The organism is Microlunatus flavus (assembly GCF_900110855.1).
Lineage (GTDB): Bacteria > Actinomycetota > Actinomycetes > Propionibacteriales > Propionibacteriaceae > Microlunatus > Microlunatus flavus.
The window spans coordinates 131,537-149,139 of the sequence record NZ_FOFA01000005.1; the positions used below are offsets into that span (position 1 = coordinate 131,537).

16 protein-coding genes are annotated in these 17,603 nt (G+C 73.3%); 9 read left to right on the forward strand and 7 right to left on the reverse strand.

What is annotated here, in order from left to right; translation table 11 throughout:
- Positions 1-8: 8 nt before the first annotated feature.
- Genes BMY04_RS13085 through BMY04_RS13095 form a run of 3 tightly spaced genes read right to left on the reverse strand, consistent with a single transcriptional unit; the run spans position 9 to position 2,956 of the window.
- Positions 9-488: a DUF6912 family protein gene (locus BMY04_RS13085; protein ID WP_091181130.1), complete on the reverse strand. Its 480-nt coding sequence runs from the start codon at positions 486-488 to the stop codon at positions 9-11.
- Entirely contained in the window at positions 485-2,056 is a 1,572-nt protein-coding gene (locus tag BMY04_RS13090; protein ID WP_091181135.1) for a wax ester/triacylglycerol synthase family O-acyltransferase, read from the reverse strand. The genes BMY04_RS13085 and BMY04_RS13090 overlap by 4 nt, the downstream gene beginning before the upstream one ends.
- Before the next feature lie 33 nt (positions 2,057-2,089).
- Entirely contained in the window at positions 2,090-2,956 is an 867-nt protein-coding gene (locus BMY04_RS13095) for a VanW family protein (RefSeq protein ID WP_091181139.1), read from the reverse strand.
- Between the two features lie 192 nt (positions 2,957-3,148).
- Between BMY04_RS13095 and metH the strand changes: the two genes are divergently transcribed.
- From metH to BMY04_RS13110, 3 genes are read left to right on the forward strand one after another with little or no spacing between them, the layout of a single operon-like run.
- Positions 3,149-6,952, forward strand: coding sequence for a methionine synthase (gene metH, locus BMY04_RS13100; RefSeq protein ID WP_091181142.1), 3,804 nt, complete (start codon positions 3,149-3,151; stop codon positions 6,950-6,952).
- 8 nt (positions 6,953-6,960) lie between these two features.
- Positions 6,961-7,398 carry a GNAT family N-acetyltransferase gene (locus BMY04_RS13105; protein ID WP_232506377.1) on the forward strand — a complete coding sequence of 146 codons (438 nt, stop codon included), beginning with the start codon at positions 6,961-6,963 and terminating at the stop codon, positions 7,396-7,398.
- A 9-nt stretch (positions 7,399-7,407) separates the two neighbouring features.
- The gene (locus tag BMY04_RS13110; protein WP_091181145.1) at positions 7,408-7,686 is read left to right on the forward strand and encodes a hypothetical protein; all 279 of its coding nucleotides are present in this window, start codon (positions 7,408-7,410) and stop codon (positions 7,684-7,686) included.
- Positions 7,687-7,769: 83 nt separating this feature from the next.
- On the opposite strand, the gene BMY04_RS13115 is transcribed toward BMY04_RS13110, so the two are convergent.
- Positions 7,770-9,494, reverse strand: a complete 1,725-nt coding sequence (locus BMY04_RS13115; protein ID WP_091181149.1) for a glycerol-3-phosphate dehydrogenase/oxidase — start codon at positions 9,492-9,494, stop codon at positions 7,770-7,772.
- A gap of 34 nt (positions 9,495-9,528) precedes the next feature.
- Positions 9,529-11,049, reverse strand: coding sequence for a glycerol kinase GlpK (gene glpK, locus BMY04_RS13120; protein ID WP_091181715.1), 1,521 nt, complete (start codon positions 11,047-11,049; stop codon positions 9,529-9,531).
- Between the two features lie 46 nt (positions 11,050-11,095).
- On the opposite strand from glpK, the gene BMY04_RS13125 reads away from it, so the two are divergent.
- From BMY04_RS13125 to BMY04_RS13150, 6 genes are all read left to right on the forward strand, one after another.
- Entirely contained in the window at positions 11,096-11,701 is a 606-nt protein-coding gene (locus tag BMY04_RS13125) for a sulfite oxidase-like oxidoreductase (protein WP_091181153.1), read from the forward strand.
- Positions 11,694-12,431: an FAD-binding oxidoreductase gene (locus BMY04_RS13130; protein ID WP_232506379.1), complete on the forward strand. Its 738-nt coding sequence runs from the start codon at positions 11,694-11,696 to the stop codon at positions 12,429-12,431. The genes BMY04_RS13125 and BMY04_RS13130 overlap by 8 nt, the downstream gene beginning before the upstream one ends.
- A gap of 55 nt (positions 12,432-12,486) precedes the next feature.
- Entirely contained in the window at positions 12,487-12,882 is a 396-nt protein-coding gene (locus BMY04_RS13135) for a hypothetical protein (RefSeq protein ID WP_139209846.1), read from the forward strand.
- 9 nt (positions 12,883-12,891) lie between these two features.
- A complete protein-coding gene (locus BMY04_RS13140; protein ID WP_091181159.1) occupies positions 12,892-14,226 on the forward strand; it encodes a hypothetical protein in 1,335 nt (444 codons plus the stop codon).
- Between the two features lie 64 nt (positions 14,227-14,290).
- The gene (locus tag BMY04_RS13145; protein WP_091181161.1) at positions 14,291-15,478 is read left to right on the forward strand and encodes a Gfo/Idh/MocA family protein; all 1,188 of its coding nucleotides are present in this window, start codon (positions 14,291-14,293) and stop codon (positions 15,476-15,478) included.
- A gap of 88 nt (positions 15,479-15,566) precedes the next feature.
- On the forward strand, positions 15,567-16,325 hold the full coding sequence (locus tag BMY04_RS13150; protein WP_091181163.1) for a GntR family transcriptional regulator: 759 nt from the start codon (positions 15,567-15,569) through the stop codon (positions 16,323-16,325).
- 12 nt (positions 16,326-16,337) lie between these two features.
- Here BMY04_RS13150 and BMY04_RS13155 read toward each other — a convergent pair whose 3' ends face one another.
- Together BMY04_RS13155 and BMY04_RS13160 are read right to left on the reverse strand one after the other, a co-directional pair.
- A complete protein-coding gene (locus BMY04_RS13155; protein WP_091181167.1) occupies positions 16,338-17,108 on the reverse strand; it encodes a GNAT family N-acetyltransferase in 771 nt (256 codons plus the stop codon).
- Positions 17,092-17,595 carry a phosphoribosyltransferase gene (locus BMY04_RS13160; protein ID WP_091181171.1) on the reverse strand — a complete coding sequence of 168 codons (504 nt, stop codon included), beginning with the start codon at positions 17,593-17,595 and terminating at the stop codon, positions 17,092-17,094. Before BMY04_RS13160 ends, BMY04_RS13155 begins: the two co-directional genes overlap by 17 nt.
- Positions 17,596-17,603: the final 8 nt, after the last annotated feature.

Here is a 17,603-nt window from a genome sequence, read left to right on the forward strand (position 1 = left end):
CCATACCGTCAGGCGAGGACGGAGTCGAGCTCCTCGGGGGCGTACCAGAGCAGGTCCCAGCGGTCGACGAGACCGACCACGTCCTCGTCGTCAGCGACCTCGGCGAGGGTCCGCCCGGCGACCAGCCGGCGCACCTCGGCGAGGTCGGCGGCCGCGTCGGGCTCGTCGCCGAACAGCGCCGTGACCTGGCCCCAGCGCAGCCCTCGGACCTCGGTCGTGCCGAAGTCGTCGCCGGACGCCCGCACCTGGCCGGCGTCGAGGTCGACGGCCAGGACGAGCCGGGGACCGGCGTCGTCGAGCAGCGCGGCGAGACCCGCGTAGCCGAGCGCGACGAAGCCGGCCTCCTCGTCGTCGGAGGCGCCGAGGCCGTGCGCCTCGCGCAGCGCGGGCCCGGCCGCGTACGCGGTGAGGAGGCCGGGCTCCTCGCCGTCACGCAGCCAGCGGGCCGCTTCGGGCGGCAGCGGGACGAAGGCGGGCACGGTGCTCATCCGAGGTCCCCGGGCTCGGTGGTCGGCGGCGCCGCCTCGGTCACGGGAACCTTCCTCGCCGCGGTCTTCCTCACGGTCTTCCTCGGTGTCGTCTTCCCTGCGGCCGTCTTCTTCGCGGCGCGGGTCGGCTGACGCCGGCCGGGCTGCCGGGTGGTGCTGACGAGCTCGTCGACGGCGTCCTCGAGGCACTGCACGAGGACGTCGAGGTCGGCGACCGCGGCACGGTCGGCGGTGAGCCCGACGTAGACGTCGCCGTCGTAGGAGGTGACGCCGATCGCCAGCAGGTGTCCCGGGCCGAGGGGCACGACCGGGTAGGTCGCCTCGAGCCGGGCCTCGCCGGCGAACAGCGGCACCTGCGGGCCGGGGACGTTGGTGATCAGGAGGTCGTGGGGCCGGCGGACCGTCTCGGCGGCCACCCGCACGCCGAGCGCGTGCAGGGTCGCCGGCGCGAAGCCCGCGATGTCGGTCAGGGTGCGGGCGTCGACGGCGCGCCCGCTGCTGCGGTGCGCCTTCGACCCGTACGCGACCTGGTGCAGCCGCATCAGCGCGTTGGCCTCCCCCACCGGCAGGTCCTGCAGGTGCGGCGCGACCTGGACGCCGAGCGAGGAGCTGCCGCCCTCGTCCTCGAGCACGCTCATCGGCACCAGCGCACGCAGCGTCGTCCGGGCGCGCAGCTGGCCTCGCGTCAGCAACCACGCCCGCAGCGCGCCGGCCAGGGCGGCGAGGACGACGTCGTTGACGGTGTGCCCGTGCGCGGCGTGCACGGCCTGGAGGTCGGCCAGCGGCAGCCGTGCGGTCGCGAAGCGGCGGTGTTGCGACACGGGTCCCGCCAGCGGCGAGCCCGCCGGCGGCCGTCCGCCGCGCAGCGCGTCCTCCGCCAGGGTGCCCAGGCTCGCGCCGATCGTCCCGCCCAGGACCTCGCCCACGGCCAGCGCGACGCCGAGGGTGCCGGTGACGAGCCCCCGCAGGTTGTCGACGGCGCGGACGGGGTCCTGGGCGCTCTCCCAGAGCGCGCCCACGACGAGGTCGGTCGGCGACGGCTCGAGGGCCGGGTGCCAGGTCGCGGGTTCGACGACGTCGGACGTCGGCTCCGAGTCGAGCAGGACCTGGGCGAGGTCGACGGTGTCGCCACCGTCGACGAGGGCGAGGTGGACCTTCTCGACCAGGGCCACCCGGCCACCCTCGAGCCCCTCGACGACGTAGAGCTCCCAGAGCGGCCGCGAGCGGTCGAGGCGCCGGGACAGCAGCGCGGCGACGTGCTCGCGCAGCTGCGCCGGCGTCCCGGGTCGCGGGAGCGCCGAGGGCCGCACGTGGAACGACAGGTCGAAGTCGTCGTCGTCCACCCACACGGGCGCGGCGAGCCGGCCGGGCACCGCGACGACGCGCTGGCGGTAGCGGGGGGTGTACGCGACACGGTTCGCCACGAGGGCGAGCACGCGGTCGAGGTCGAGCCCGCCGGCGTCCGCGGGGCCGGGCTGCAGGACGGCCACCGTGCCGACGTGCTCCGGGATGTGGGCGGTGTCGAGGGCCAGGAGCGAGACCTCGAGGGGGGTCAGTCGCTGGGCCACGCGACCACCGTACGGCGTGCCCCGGTGCCCCGGTCAGCCCCCGAGGGCTCGCGGCTCCGTCGGGTCGTAGATCACCAGCGCCCGGTTGCGCTTGAGCAGCTCCTCGCCGACCCGCCGGCCCGTCCGCCGGTCGATGACGTCGCGCCAGATCTCGTTGTGCCGGTACCAGCGCGACCCCACCTGGTCGAAGCCCTCGTCGCGGGCGTGCACCGAGTACGAGTGCGGCAGCGCCTCGCTCGCCCGGAGCTCGCCCTCGAGGTAGCGCTCGCCGACGGACACCCGGACCTGGAACGTGGTGTCCGTGTCGTTGCGGAAGCGGAGGTCGACGTAGTTGAAGTAGACGGCGCACCCGACCCCCCAGGGCAGCACACGGCCGCTGTCGGGGAACGGGTCGAAGGAGTGCTCGGAGCGCTCGGTCACCGTCATCGGGCTGTGCAGCACCATCCAGTGCAGGAGGTTGGCGAGCTGGCAGATGCCGCCGCCGGTCCCGGCCTGGGCGACGCCGTTGTCGAGGAGCATCCCCTCGATGTAACCCTTCCGGCGCGTGGTGCGGCCGACGAGGCGGCAGAAGGAGAACTCCTCGCCCGGCCGGACGAGGACGCCGTCGACCGCCGCGCAGGCGAGCCGCAGGTTGACCACCTTGTTGTGCTGGAGCCGCATGTCGACGTCGCCGAGGGTCCGCAGCAGCAGCGAGCGGTGGCGCAGGACGCGGACGGGCAGGTCGCCGCCCGAGCGACTCCGGGCCACCGGGGTCGCCCCACGCAGGTCCTGCCCGAGCCAGCGGGCGTGGCGTCGCAGCCGGTGCACCTCCACCGCGAGCGGGTAGAGCGCCGGGAACCGTTCCGACCACCGTCGGCGCTGCTCGTCGTCGACGCGCTCGCTGCTGGGCACGCTGGTCATGACCGTCCTCCTCACCACGACGCCGTGAGCCGGCGGGCGCCCCCGCGCCGGCTGTGACGCTAGCCACAGGAACTCTCCGGTGGAAGCACCGACGCGCGTGGAACGGCCCAGGTGGCGTCCGCCCGCCTCCGTATCCTGGAGCGTCAGGCCCGACACTGGTTCGGACGACCTGCAGCAGCCACAGGGGAAGTCGTGAAGGTGACCGTCGACCACCGCCCGGACGCGACCAGCGAGCTGGCCGCGCTCATGCGCGAGCGCGTGGTGGTCATGGACGGCGCGATGGGCACGCTGCTGCAGCAGCAGGGCCTGGGCGAGGCCGACTTCCGCGGGGAGCGCTTCGCCGACTGGGCAAGCGACCTGCAGGGCAACAACGACCTGCTGAACCTCACCCAGCCCGACCTCATCGAGCGCCTGCACACCGAGTACCTCGACGCGGGCGCCGAGCTCGTCGAGACGAACACCTTCAACGCGCAGCGGATCTCGCTCGCCGACTACGGCATGAGCGACCTCGCGTACGAGGTGAACGTCGCCGCCGCGCAGGTCGCCCGCCGCGCCTGCGACGCCGTGGAGGCTCGCACGGGCCGTCCCCGTTGGGTGCTCGGCGCGATCGGACCGACGAACAAGACGGGGTCGATCTCGCCCGACGTCAACGACCCGGGCGCTCGGAACACCACGTTCGACGAGCTGGTCGAGGCCTACCTGGAGCAGGCGCGCGGCCTGGTCGACGGCGGCGCGGACGTGCTGATCATCGAGACGATCTTCGACACGCTGAACGCCCGGGCGGCGATCTTCGCGGTGGAGACGCTGTTCGAGGAGCACGGGCGCCGCTGGCCGGTGATCATCTCGGGGACGATCACCGACGCGTCCGGTCGCACCCTGTCGGGGCAGGTGACCGAGGCCTTCTGGAACTCGGTGCGCCACGCCCGCCCGCTGGCCGTCGGCCTGAACTGCGCGCTCGGCGCGGGCGACCTGCGCCCGTACGTCGCCGAGCTCGCCCGCATCGCCGACACCTTCGTCTCCACCCACCCGAACGCGGGCCTGCCGAACGCGTTCGGCGAGTACGACGAGACGCCCGAGGACCTCGCCCGGGTGCTCGGTGAGTTCGCGCGCTCCGGGCTGGTGAACATCGTCGGCGGCTGCTGCGGCACGACGCCCGAGCACATCGCCGCCCTCGCGGCGGCCGTGACCCCGGACGCCGGCGCGGTGACGCGCGAGCCGGTCGAGGTCGCCCCGGCGCTACGGCTGTCCGGCCTGGAGCCGCTGACGGTGACCGAGGACTCGCTCTTCGTCAACATCGGCGAGCGGACCAACATCACCGGCTCGGCGCGGTTCCGGAACCTGATCAAGGCCGGCGACTACGCGACCGCCCTCGACGTCGCCCGTCAGCAGGTCGAGGCCGGCGCGCAGGTGATCGACATCAACATGGACGAGGGCATGATCGACGGCGTCGCCGCGATGGAGCGGTTCACGCGCCTCGTCGCCACCGAGCCCGACATCTGCCGGGTGCCGGTCATGGTCGACTCCTCCAAGTGGGAGGTCGTCGAGGCCGGCGTCAAGGCGCTGCAGGGCAAGCCGATCATCAACTCGATCTCGCTCAAGGAGGGCGTCGAGCCCTTCCTGAAGCACGCCCGGCTGGCGCGCAAGCACGGCGCGGCCGTCGTCGTCATGGCCTTCGACGAGCAGGGCCAGGCCGACACCCTCGAGCGCCGCCAGGACGTGTGCCAGCGGGCGTACGACCTGCTGGTCGAGGAGGTGGGCCTGCCGCCGACCGACATCATCTTCGACCCGAACGTCTTCGCCCTGGCCACGGGCATCGAGGAGCACGCCACGTACGGCGTCGACTTCATCGAGGCGGTGCGCTGGATCAAGAAGAGCCTGCCCGGCGCGCTCGTCTCGGGCGGCATCTCGAACGTCTCGTTCTCCTTCCGCGGCAACAACCCGGTGCGCGAGGCCATCCACGCGGTGTTCCTCTTCCACGCCATCGAGGCGGGCCTCGACATGGGCATCGTCAACGCCGGCGCGCTCGCCGTCTACGACGACATCGAGCCCGACCTGCGCGAGCGCATCACCGACGTCGTGCTCAACCGTCGTCCCGACGCGACGGAGCGGCTGCTCGAGGTCGCCTCGGCCCACAACCGCGCGAGCGACGACAGCGTCGACGAGCAGGAGTGGCGCTCGCTCCCCCTGCGCGAGCGCATCAGCCACGCGCTCGTGCACGGCCTCGACGCCTTCGTCGTCGAGGACACCGAGGAGCTGCGCCTCGAGCTCGCGGCCTCCGGCGGGCGGCCGCTGGACGTCATCGAGGGCCCGCTGATGGACGGCATGGGCGTCGTCGGCGACCTCTTCGGCGCCGGCAAGATGTTCCTGCCGCAGGTCGTGAAGTCGGCGCGCGTGATGAAGAAGGCCGTCGCCCACCTCGTGCCCTTCATCGACGCCGAGAAGCAGCCGGGCGACGCGAGCACCAAGGGCAAGGTGGTCATGGCCACGGTCAAGGGCGACGTGCACGACATCGGCAAGAACATCGTCGGCGTGGTCCTGCAGTGCAACAACTACGAGGTCGTCGACCTCGGCGTGATGGTGCCGGGCCAGAAGATCCTCCAGACCGCAAAGGCCGAGGGGGCCGACATCGTCGGCGTGTCCGGGCTGATCACGCCGTCGCTGGACGAGATGGTCAACCTCGCGGCCGAGATGGAGCGCCAGGGGTTCACGATCCCGCTGCTGCTCGGCGGGGCGACGACCTCCCGCGCGCACACCGCGGTCAAGGTCGCGCCGCGCTACTCGGGCCCGGTCGTCTGGGTCAAGGACGCCTCGCGCTCGGTCCCGACCGTCGCCTCGCTGCTGTCCGACGAGCGCCGCCCGGCTCTGCTCGAGTCCGTCGCCGCGGACTACGCCTCGCTGCGCGAGCGTCACGGCGCCAAGCGCACCGAACGTCCGCTGCGCCCGTACGCCGAGGCGAAGGTCCACGCCTCGCCGCTGGAGTGGGACACCGAGCACCGCCCCGTCCGCCCGCGGATGCTGCTCCAGCAGGCGCGCGACGTGCACACCTCGGAGGAGCCCACGGGCTCGCACGCGGTGGCCTCGTTCACGCGGACGTTCGCCGACTACGACCTCGACGAGCTGCGCGAGTACATCGACTGGAGCCCGTTCTTCGGCGCCTGGGAGATGCGGGGCCGCTTCCCCGACCTGCTGCACAACCCGGCGACGTCGACGGTCGCACGCCGGCTCTACGACGACGCGCAGCGCATGCTCGACCGGCTGACGCGGGAGAAGTGGCTGCGCGCGGCGGGGACGTTCGGACTGTTCCCGGCGAGCTCGCTCGGTCGGGGCAGCGACGACCTCGAGGTCTACACCGACGAGTCCCGCACCCAGGTGCGGACGGTGCTGCACCACCTGCGCCAGCAGGGCCGGCACCGCGAGGGCGTCCCGAACCGGTCGCTGGCCGACTTCGTGGCGCCGAAGGACAGCGGGCTCGCCGACTACGTCGGGGCGTTCGCGGTCACGGCGGGCCACGGGTCGGCCGAGCACGTGGCCCGGCTGAAGGCCGACCTCGACGACTACGGCGCCATCCTGCTGGAGTCGCTCGCCGACCGGCTGGCCGAGGCGTTCGCCGAGCGGCTGCACCAGCGCGTGCGCCGGGAGTTCTGGGGCTACGCCGCCGACGAGCACCTGGCCAACGACGACCTGATCGCCGAGCGCTACCGCGGCATCCGGCCGGCGCCGGGCTACCCCGCCTGCCCCGACCACACCGAGAAGCGGACGCTGTGGGAGCTGCTCGACGTGGAGCGGACGGTGGGCATCTCGCTGACCGAGTCGATGGCGATGTGGCCGGGCGCGGCGGTCAGCGGCTGGTACTTCGGGCACCCGCAGAGCCAGTACTTCGTCGTGGGCCGGCTGGGCCGCGACCAGGTCGCCGACTACGCGGCGCGCAAGGGCTGGACGCAGGCCGAGGCCGAGCGCTGGCTCGCGCCCAACCTCGACTACGAGCCTGAGGACTAGGGGCGCTCGTGGCTCGGGACGTGGGGGCGTCGATCTGCTACCGGGTACGCGGTCCGGTGGACGACGTCGCCCTCTCCGCCCTGCACGACGCGGCCTTCGGCGAGCCCGGCCCGGTGCTGCCCTGGAACCGTCGCCTCCACCACCACAGCCTCACCTGGGTCGAGGCGTACGCGGTCGGGGACGGGCCGAGGGCGGCGCTGGTCGGGTTCGTCAACGTCGCCTGGGACGGCGGGGTCCACGCGTTCCTCCTCGACACCTGCGTCGCGCCCGAGCGGCAGGGGCAGGGCGTCGGCGCCGAGCTGGTGCGACGCGCGGCCGCCGGCGCGGCCGAGGCGGGCTGCGCGTGGCTGCACGTCGACTTCGAGCCGCACCTCGCGGCCTTCTACGCGCGGTGCGGCTTCGGGCCCACGCAGGCCGGGCTGCTGAGCCTGCGCGCCCGCGGGTAGGAAGGGAGCATGAGCGAGAGCAGCCACCAGACGAGCACCGACCCGAGCGAGACCAGCCACGAGCCCACCAGCCGGCAGACGAGCCCGGAGTCGCAGACCGACGGGCCCGCGGACATGAAGGCCGGCGTGAAGCCGGGCGACAGCCTCTCCGAGCTGCGCCACCCCGAGCAGAACAACGGCATCACCGAGGAGGAGGAGGCCCGGCGCCAGGCGAACGTCGACGCCGCGGCCGAGCAGGCCGAGCGCCTGCGCAACGCCCCCGGCCACACGGGCCGCGACCACCTCTAGCGCCCTCCCCCTTGCCCGGCGAGCGGTAGGTTGCCGCGCGAAAAGACGCTCGAAAGGCGCGGCAAACTACCTCTCGGCGGGTCTCAGGAGGGCGCGCCCACCCGGACGTCCGGCGCGCCGACGCGGGCGGCGTCGGCGGTCAGGTCGTCGGGCTGGGTCTGCGACTCGCGCTCGGCGGCGACGCGGGCGACGTAGTGCTCGACCTCGCGCGCGACGTCGGCGTCGTCCCAGCCGAGCACCGGAGCGACCAGCCGGGCCACCTCCTCGGCGACCTTCGTCCCGCGGTCCCACGTCTCGATGGACACGCGGGTGCGGCGGGCGAGGACGTCGTCGAGGTGCAGGGCCCCCTCGTGGGAGGCGGCGTACACGGCCTCGACCCGCAGGTACTCCCGCGCGTCGGCCAGCGGCTCGGCGAGCGTCGGGTCGGCCTCGACGAGGTCGAGGAGCTCGGGCAGCAGCGAGCCGTAGCGGTTCAGCAGGTGCTCGACCCAGCTCTGCTCCAGCCCGGTCCGCTCGGCCAGGAGCCGGCGCGAGTTCCAGAGCGCGTGGTAACCGTCGGCGCCCACCAGCGGGACGTCCTCGGTGATCGACGGACCGGTGCCGGCGTCGAGATCCTTCACGGCCGCGTCCACGGCGTCCATGGCCATGATCCGGTAGGTCGTGTACTTGCCGCCGGCGACCGCGGTCAGGCCCGGCGCCGGGGAGGACACGGCGTGCTCGCGCGACAGCTTGGACGTCGACTCGTCCTCGCCCGCCAGCAGCGGCCGCAGGCCGGCGTAGACGCCGATGACGTCGTCGCGGGTCAGCGGGTCGAGGAGCAGCGCGTTGACGTGCTCGAGCACGTAGTCGATGTCGGCCGCGCTGGCGGCCGGGTGCGCGAGGTCGAGGGCCCAGTCGGTGTCGGTGGTCCCGATGAACCAGAAGTTCCCCCACGGGATGACGAAGAGCAGGCTCTTCTCGGTCCGCGTGATGATCCCGGTGCGTGAGCTGATCCGCTCGCGCGGCACGACCAGGTGGATGCCCTTCGAGGCGCGCACGCGGAACTGCCCGCGCCCGCCGATCATCTCCTGGATCTCGTCGACCCAGACGCCGGTCGCGTTGATCACGTGCTTGGCGCGGACCTCCACGGCGCCGCCGGTCTCGAGGTCGGTGACCGTCGCCCCGGTGATGCGGCCGGCGGTGCGCGTGAAGCCGCTGACGCGGGCGCTGCTCGCCACCAGCGCGCCGAAGTGCGCGGCCGTGCGGGCGATCATCATCGTGTGCCGGGCGTCGTCGACCTGGCCCTCGTAGAAGGTGATCGACCCGGTCAGCGCGCCGGGCTTCGCGGACGGGAAGTCCTCGTAGGTCTTGCGCCTGCCGTGGTGGCGCAGGTGCGACGGAACACCCCGGCCGGCACCCATCACGTCGTAGACGCCGATGCCCAGGCCGGCGTACGCACGGTCGATCCCGGTCTTCTGCAGCGGGTAGAGGAACTCGACCGGGTGGGCCAGGTGCGGGCAGAGCGTCTCGAGGGCGAGCTTGCGCTCCTTGAGCGCCTCGAAGACGAGCGCGAAGTTCAGCTGCTCGAGGTAGCGCAGGCCGCCGTGGAAGAGCTTGCTCGACCGGCTCGACGTGCCAGCGGCCCAGTCGCGGGCCTCGACGAGCCCGACCTTGAGCCCGCGGGTCACGGCGTCGAGCGCGGCCCCGGCCCCGACGACGCCCCCGCCGACAACGAGGACGTCGAGCTCCTCGGTGCCCATCCGGCGCAGCGCGTCGGCGCGGGCGGCGGGGCTCAGGGGGGTGCTCAGGGAGGTGCTCGCAGAAGCCATGGGACCGATTGTCCCCTCCCCGCCCACGGGGGTCCTACTCGACGTCGACCCAGCCGTACGTGCGCTCGACGGCCTTCTTCCAGCCGGCGTAGCCCTGCTCGCGCGCGGCCTCGTCCTGCTGGGGGCTCCAGCGAGCGTCCTCGTGCCAGTTCTCGCGCAGCTCGTCGGGGTCGGACCAGAAGCCCACCGCCAGCCCGGCCGCGTACGCCGCCCCGAGCGCCGTGGTCTCGGCCACCTGGGGCCGGCTCACCTCGACGCCGAGGACGTCGGACTGGATCTGCATGCACAGGTCGTTGGCCGTCACGCCGCCGTCGACCTTGAGGACGTCGAGGTGGACCCCCGAGTCGGCCTCCATGGCGTCGACCACGTCGCGGCTCTGGTAGCAGATCGCCTCCAGCGCGGCCCGCGCGACGTGGGCGTTGGTGTTGTAGCGCGACAGCCCGACGATCGCGCCGCGCGCGTCCGAGCGCCAGTAGGGCGCGAACAGCCCCGAGAAGGCCGGCACGAAGTACACGCCGCCGTTGTCGTCGACCGAGCGGGCAAGCGCCTCGCTCTCCGCAGCGTCGCCGATGATCTTGAGCTGGTCGCGCAGCCACTGGACCGCCGAGCCGGTGACGGCGATCGAGCCCTCGAGGGCGTACACGGGCTTGGCGTCGCCGAGCTGGTAGCAGACGGTCGACAGCAGGCCGTTCTCGGAGCGGACGAGCTCCTCGCCCGTGTTCATGAGCAGGAAGTTGCCCGTGCCGTAGGTGTTCTTGGCCTCGCCGGCGGACAGGCACACCTGCCCGACCATGGCCGCGTGCTGGTCGCCGAGGACCCCGGCGATCGGGATCTCGGCCTTCCAGAGACCGCCCTTGGCCTGCGTGTGGCCGAACAGGTGCGGGTCCGACGACGGGCGGATCTCGGGCAGCATCCGCTCCGGGACGCCGAAGACGTCGAGCAGCTCGGGGTCCCAGGCGAGGGTCTCGAGGTTCATGAGCATCGTGCGCGATGCGTTGGTGACGTCGGTGAGATGGACGCCGCCGTCGACCCCGCCGGTCATGTTCCACAGCAGCCAGGTGTCGATGGTGCCGAAGAGCAGGTCGCCCGCCTCGGCCCCCTCACGCACGCCGTCGACGTTCTCGAGGATCCACTTGAGCTTGCCGCCCGCGAAGTAGGTGGCCGGCGGGAGCCCGGAACGCTCCCGGATCAGGTCGGCGTGCCCGTCGCGCTCCAGCGCCGCGGCGATCGAGTCGGTCCGGGTGTCCTGCCAGACGATGGCGTTGTAGCAGGGCCGCCCGGTCCGCCGGTCCCACACGACGGTGGTCTCGCGCTGGTTGGTGATGCCGACGGCGGCGACGTCGGACAGGTCGGCCTTCGCCCGGCGCAGCGCCTTCTTGGCCACCGTGCGGGTCCGCTCCCAGATCTCGTCGGGGTCGTGCTCGACCCAGCCCGAGCGCGGCAGGATCTGCTCGTGCTCCAGCTGGTGGCGCGCCACCTCGCGCCCCTCGTGGTCGAAGAGCATGCAACGCGTGCTGGTGGTCCCCTGGTCGAGCGCGGCGACGAGCTCTGGCATGGCCACACCGTAGCGAGCGCCCCGCCCCGCCCCGTAACCTCTGGCCATGACCGTCTCCCACGGGTTCGGCGGACGGCGCCGCCCCCCGCGCAGCGACCTCCCGCCCGGGCAGTACGACGCGGGCCGCGAGTGGCCCGTCCTGACCGCCGAGGTGACCCCGCACCTCGACCCCCAGCGCTGGACGATGAGCGTCGACGGCCTCGTCGACACCCCGACCACGTGGTCGTGGGACGAGATGCACGCGCTGCCGCAGTCCGACTACGAGGGCCCGATCCACTGCGTCACGACGTGGTCGAAGTTCGGGATGACGTGGTCGGGCGTGAGCGTGGACGTGCTGCTCGACGCCGTCGGCGTGCAGGACGAGGCCGCGTACGTGCTCGCGACGTCGACCACCGGCTACACGACCAACCTGCCGCTGGAGCACCTGCGCGGCGGTCAGGCGTGGATCGCCTGGACGGCCGACGGCAAGCCGCTGACCCGCGAGCACGGCGGCCCGGTGCGCCTGCTGGTGCCGCACCTGTACTTCTGGAAGTCGGCCAAGTGGGTCACCCGGCTCACGCTGCTCGAGCACGACCAGCAGGGCTTCTGGGAGGTCAACGGCTACCACGACCTCGGCGACCCCTGGCGCGAGCAGCGCTACCAGGGTGACTGAGCTCTCCACGACGCCCGGCAGCGCGGCGTCGGCACCGGCCGGCGGCTGGCGCACCGCGACGGTGCGGAAGGTCACCCACCCGCACCCGCGCGGGGTGATGCTGCGCCTCGAGGTGCCCGACCGGGTCGACCACCTTCCCGGGCAGCACTACGTCGTCCGGCTGACCGCGCCCGACGGCTACACCGCGCAGCGCTCGTACTCGCTCTCCTCCTCCCCCGACGACCCCTTGATCGAGCTCTACGTCGAGCGCCTCGACGACGGGGAGGTCTCGACCTACCTCGCCGACGAGGTCGGCGTCGGCGACGCGCTGGACGTGCGCGGCCCGATCGGCGGCTGGTTCGTGTGGCGCGGAGACACCCCGGGCCTCGGCATCGGCGGCGGGACCGGCGTCGTCCCGCTCGTCGCGATGCTGCGCCACGCTCGGCACACCGGGGCGACGGACCGGCTCCGGCTGGTGGCGGCTGCGCGGACCTGGGACGACCTCCCGTACGGCGACGAGCTGCGCGACGCCGGCGCCGTCCTGGCGCTCAGCCGCGAGGCCGGGCGCGACGGGCGGGCCGCCGGGCGGCTGCGCCCCGAGGAGGTCGCGCCGCTGGTCGAGGGCCGCGGGGACGGCTGGACGGCGTTCGTGTGCGGGTCGGCCGGGTTCGCCGAGTCCGCGAGCGCGCTGCTGCTGGGCCTCGAGGTGCCCGCCGCCGACGTCCGCGTGGAACGGTTCGGGCCGAGCTGACAGGTCGGTCACGCATGCTGGAGGCCCCGAGCCACGAGCAGAGCGGAGACGAACGGTGCGACGAGCGCACGGATGGGCCCTGGCAGCGGTGCTGGTCCTGGCGGCCGGCTGCGGCGGACCAGGGGCGTCCAGCGCCCCCAGCCCCTCGAGCAGCCTGGTCGCGTCCGCGGACGGCGGCGCCCAGGTGCTCACGATCCCCATCACCATCGCCGGCGGCCAGGTCACGCCGAACGGCGAGAAGATGACGGCCAAGGTCGGCGAGAAGGTCGTCCTGCAGGTGACGAGCGACCAGGCCGACGAGATCCACGCGCACACGGGCGGCGACGGCTACGAGCTCGAGGTGCCGGCGGGCACGCCCACGACGGGGAGCTTCACGCCGACCTCGCCGGGCAGCTTCGAGATCGAGTCGCACCACCTGGAGAAGGTCATCGTCGTCCTGAACGTCAGCTAGGCACCCGCGTTGCCCCCGTACGCCCTCGCACCCCTGCTCGCCCCGCTGCACGGCATCGCGTCGCGCCACGACCTGCCGCTGCCCTTCCCGTTCGTCGTCGTCGGCGCCGGCGTGGCCCTCGTCGTCTCCTTCGTCGTGCTCGGGCTGGCCTGGAAGCGTCCTCGCTACGCCACGGTCGGCGGCGTCGGGCTGCCCCGGCTGACCCGCTTCGTCGACGGACGCGGCACCCGGACGGTCGCCCGCGTCGTGGTGCTGGCGCTGTTCCTCGTGGTCGCGGCGGCCCTGTTCGCCGGGCGCGACCTGCTGACCAACCCGGTCTTCGGCTTCGTCTTCGTCTGGATGTGGGTCGGGCTCGTCCCGCTGTCGCTGCTGCTCGGCCCCTTCTGGCGCGTCGTCAGCCCGCTCCGCACGCTGCACCGCCTGCTGTGCGCCGTCGCCCGGACCGATCCCCGCGAGGGCCTGCTCGAGATCCCGCGCGGTTTCGGGCAGTGGCCGGGGGCGATCCACCTGGCCGCCTTCACCTGGCTCGAGCTCGTGCAGCCCGACCGCACGACGCTGCCCGTGCTGCGGGTCTGGGCCCTGGCCTGGCTCGTCGTCGTGGTGCTGGGGGCGATCGTGTTCGGCGAGCGGTGGTTCGCGGCGTCCGACCCCTTCGAGGTCTACTCCACGACCGTCGCCCGCCTCTCGCCCTGGCACCGCAGCGGGGACACCCTCCGCCTCGTCAACCCGCTCGCCGGGCTGACCGCCTGGCGTCCCGGCGTCGGGACGGTCGGTGTCGTGTCCGTGCTCCTCGGCAGCACCGCCTTCGACAGCTTCACGAACACCTCGTGGTGGCTGCGGACGGTGCAGTCCTCCGCGGTGCCCGCCGTGCTCTGGGCGACCGCCGGCCTGCTCGTGATGATCGCGATCGTGCTCGTCACCTTCAGCCTGGCCGCGGCCTGGATGGCCCGCTACGGCACCGCCGGCCCGCGCACGTACGCGCGGGCCATGGCCGGCTCGCTGGTGCCGATCGTCGTCGGGTACGCCGTCGCCCACTACTTCACGCTGCTCGTCATCGAGGGCCAGCGCGTCGCCGTGAACCTCTCCGACCCGCTCGGGCGGGGCTGGGACCTGCTCGGCACCGGCGGCTGGCGCGTGGACTCCTCCATCGCCGACCACCCGACCGCCGTGGCGCTGGTCCAGCTGATCGCGATCGTCGCCGGGCACGTCCTCGGCGCCGTGGCCGCGCACGAGAAGGCGGTCAGCCTGCTGCCGCCGGAGAAGGCGTTGCGCGGGCAGTGGCCGATGCTCGTGCTGATGGTCGGCTACACCAGCGCCGGGCTGGTGCTGCTCTTCTCCCCGTGAGGCTGCTAGCGTCCATGTCCTGACAAATGGCGCCTTGCGCCGACGCTCGAGAGGCATCACGACGATGACGTCCACGAACACGCTCCCCGCCGGGCCCGCCCCGCTCCGCGTCGGGGTGGTCGGGCTCGGCTGGATGGGCCAGGTGCACGCCCGCGCGTACACGCGCGTCGGCCAGCACTACCTCGACGCGCCGCTGCGGCCCGTGCTGGTCGCCGTCGCCGACAACGCGGCCGACGAGCGCCTCGCCCGGGCGGTGTCCGCGTACGGGTTCGCCGACGTCCACGCGGACTGGCACGAGCTCGTCGAGCGCGACGACATCGACGTCGTCAGCATCACCGGCCCGAACTTCATCCACCGCGACGTCGCCGTGGCGGCGGCGCGCGCCGGCAAGCACCTGTGGCTGGAGAAGCCCGCCGGACGGGACGCGGAGGAGACCGCCGAGATCGCCGAGGCGGTCGCGGCCGCCGGCGTGCAGAGCGCCGTCGGCTTCAACTACCGCAACGCGCCCGCCGTCGAGCTGGCCCGCAGCCTCGTCGCCGAGGGCCGCCTCGGCCGGGTCGAGCAGGTCCGCATCACCATGCTCGCCGACTACGCCGCGCACCCCGAGGGCGCGCTGACCTGGCGCTACCAGAACCGGTGGTCGGGCTCGGGCGTGCTCGGCGACCTGGTCAGCCACGGCATCGACCTGGGCCGCTACGTGGTCGGCGAGGTGGAGTCGCTGGTCTGCGACACCGCGACCTTCATCACCGAGCGCCCGGCCCTGACCGGCGCCGCCTTCGCCCACACGGCCCGCGGCACGGGTGCCCTCGCCCCGGTCGAGAACGAGGACTACGCCGGCGCCCTGCTGAGCTTCGCGGGAGGCGCGCGCGGCACGCTCGAGTCGAGCCGGGTCGCCGTCGGCGAGCAGTGCACGTACGGCATCGAGGTGCACGGCGACCGCGGCGCGCTGGCGTGGGACTTCCGCCGGATGGGCGAGCTGAAGGTGTGCCTGGACCAGGAGGTGACCGACGCCGCGTTCGCGACCCACCTCGTGAGCCCCGGCGACGGCGAGCTGTCCGCCTTCCAGCCCGGCTCCGGGATCGCCATGAGCTACGACGACCTCAAGGTCGTCGAGGCGCACCGGCTGCTGCGCTCGATCGCGAGCGGCACGCCGCAGGGGGCGACGATCACCGACGCGCTGCGCGCCGCCCGGCTCGTGGACGCCATGGCCGTCTCGGCCCGGGAGCGGCGTTGGGTCGACGTCCCCGCCTGACGGGAACCGTGCCAGGCGTCGGCGACGCGCCCGCGAGCGCAGGCCTCTTTGTGCTGACAAGCACTCCTGGCGGGCCTAGGGTGGCGCCATGACGCAGGGCGCCATCGCGCGCGAGCTCGACATCACGCTCGACCGCAGCTCCTCGGTGCCGCTCTACCACCAGCTCGCGCAGTCCATCGAGCACGCGATCACCTCCGGCGAGCTCGCCCCTGGTGACCGCCTCGAGAACGAGCTGTCCCTGACCACCCGGCTGGGCCTGTCACGGCCCACCGCGCGGCAGGCGATCCAGGAGCTCGTCAAGAAGGGGATGCTGGTCCGCAAGCGCGGCGTCGGCACCCAGGTCGTCCGCTCGCAGTTCCGCCGCGACGAGCGGCTCTCGAGCCTCAACGAGGACCTCGCCAAGGCGGGCCGGGTGCCGAGCAGCCGGCTGCTGCAGTTCAGCGTCGGGCCGCTCGACGACGACGTCCGCGACGCGCTGGAGGCCGACGAGGTGACCGAGGGCGACTTCGTCACCATCCGCCGGCTGCGGCTCGCCGACGAGGTGCCCCTGGCCATCCTCACGAACTACCTCCCGGCCCGCTTCGACATCACCCGCGCCGACGTCGAGGACGGGATGAGCCTCTACGGCCACCTGCGCGCCCTCGGCGTCAACCTCAAGATCGCCCACCAGCGCATCTCGGCCCGGCTGATGACCGAGGAGGAGGCCGAGCTGCTCGACTCCGAGGTGCCGTCGGCGTGCCTCACGGTCGAGCGCACGGCGTACGACGACGTCGGGCAGTTCGTGGAGCTCGGCCGGCACGTCTACCAGGCCGCGCACTACTCGATCCAGTCCTCGCTCGTCGTCTGAGCAGGGTGGCGGTCAGGCCGGCGCGAGCAGGTCGTGCGTGGAGCTGACCAGCGTGTAGCCGAGGCTGCGGTACAGCGACCGCGCGACCACGTTCCAGCCGAAGACGTGCAGACCGAGGACCTCGTCGCCGGCCTCGCGGGCGAGCCGTTCCGCTACGAGCATGGCCGAGCGCCCGTGCCCCCGGCCGCGGTGAACCTCGTCGACCTCCACGTCGTAGACGTAGGACATCCCGGGTGCTCGGTGGTGGCGGACCCAGAGGTGCCCGACCGGCACGCCGTCGGCCTCGAGGACCCCCAGCGACGTGTCCGCGGTGCCCAGCCCGTCGGGCAGCAGGCGGGCGAAGTCCTCCCGCGCGTCGGCGAGGGCGAGCTCCAGGTCCCCGCCGAAGCCGTCGAGGCCGTCCTGCGCGTATACCGCCACCGACCGTTCCTGCCAGGGTCCGAGCTCCTCCGGCGTCATCACGCGCCACGCGAACCCCGGCCGGATCTGCGGCTCAGCGGTCAGCGGCTTGGTCATGCGCTCCCCGAGCAGCCGGGTGCCGTCGGCGAGGGCGGTCCGCACCGGGTCGTCGACCGGCACCTCGAGCTCCAGCACGGTCGCCCCGGAGCCCGCGGCGTGGTCGCGGACCCACCCCGCGAGCGTTCCAAGGACGTCGAGCCGCCCCGGCCCCACCCAGAGGCGCTCGACGTGCAGGACCGGGAGGTCTCCGCCCAGCTCCGCCTCCGCGACCGGCTCGCCGTCCTCGCGGAGGACGAGCGAGCGGGCCTCAGGCGTCGAGGACACCGCTCCGGCCGGTGACCGGCGGTTCGGTGGACCACGGGAAGTTGATCCAGCGGTCCGTGCGGCGCCAGGCGTAGTCGCAGGAGATCACCGAGTGCGGCTTCTCGTACAGCACCGCCGTCCGCATCTCGCGCGCGTGCCCGGCGCAGAACTGCGCGACCAGCTCCAGCGTGCGGCCGGTGTCGGCCACGTCGTCGACGACGAGCACGGAGGACTCGTCGAGGTCGTGCGCGTCGAGGAACGGCGGCAGCATGACCGGCACGTCCAGGCGGCTGTCGACGCCGGTGTAGAACTCGACGCTGATCGTGAAGAGGTTCTTGCAGTCCAGCGCGTAGGCCAGGCTGCCGGCGGGGATGAGCCCGCCGCGGGCGATGCCCAGCACGACGTCGGGCACGTAGCCGCTGTCGGCGACGGCCTGCGCGAGCTCGCGGGACCCCTGCCCGTAGAGGTCCCAGGTGAGGACCTCGCGCTCGGGTGCGGCGTCCGTCATGGGACCAC

Excerpts from the sequence above, each read along its gene's own strand:
- BMY04_RS13085 (WP_091181130.1), bottom strand. The coding sequence starts at position 488 with ATGAGCACCGTGCCCGCCTTCGTCCCGCTGCCGCCCGAAGCGGCCCGC.
- BMY04_RS13095 (WP_091181139.1), bottom strand. The coding sequence starts at position 2,956 with ATGACCAGCGTGCCCAGCAGCGAGCGCGTCGACGACGAGCAGCGCCGA.
- BMY04_RS13110 (WP_091181145.1), top strand. The coding sequence starts at position 7,408 with ATGAGCGAGAGCAGCCACCAGACGAGCACCGACCCGAGCGAGACCAGC.
- BMY04_RS13115 (WP_091181149.1), bottom strand. The coding sequence starts at position 9,494 with ATGGCTTCTGCGAGCACCTCCCTGAGCACCCCCCTGAGCCCCGCCGCC.
- glpK (WP_091181715.1), bottom strand. The coding sequence starts at position 11,049 with ATGCCAGAGCTCGTCGCCGCGCTCGACCAGGGGACCACCAGCACGCGT.
- BMY04_RS13125 (WP_091181153.1), top strand. The coding sequence starts at position 11,096 with ATGACCGTCTCCCACGGGTTCGGCGGACGGCGCCGCCCCCCGCGCAGC.
- BMY04_RS13145 (WP_091181161.1), top strand. The coding sequence starts at position 14,291 with ATGACGTCCACGAACACGCTCCCCGCCGGGCCCGCCCCGCTCCGCGTC.
- BMY04_RS13150 (WP_091181163.1), top strand. The coding sequence starts at position 15,567 with ATGACGCAGGGCGCCATCGCGCGCGAGCTCGACATCACGCTCGACCGC.
- BMY04_RS13160 (WP_091181171.1), bottom strand. The coding sequence starts at position 17,595 with ATGACGGACGCCGCACCCGAGCGCGAGGTCCTCACCTGGGACCTCTAC.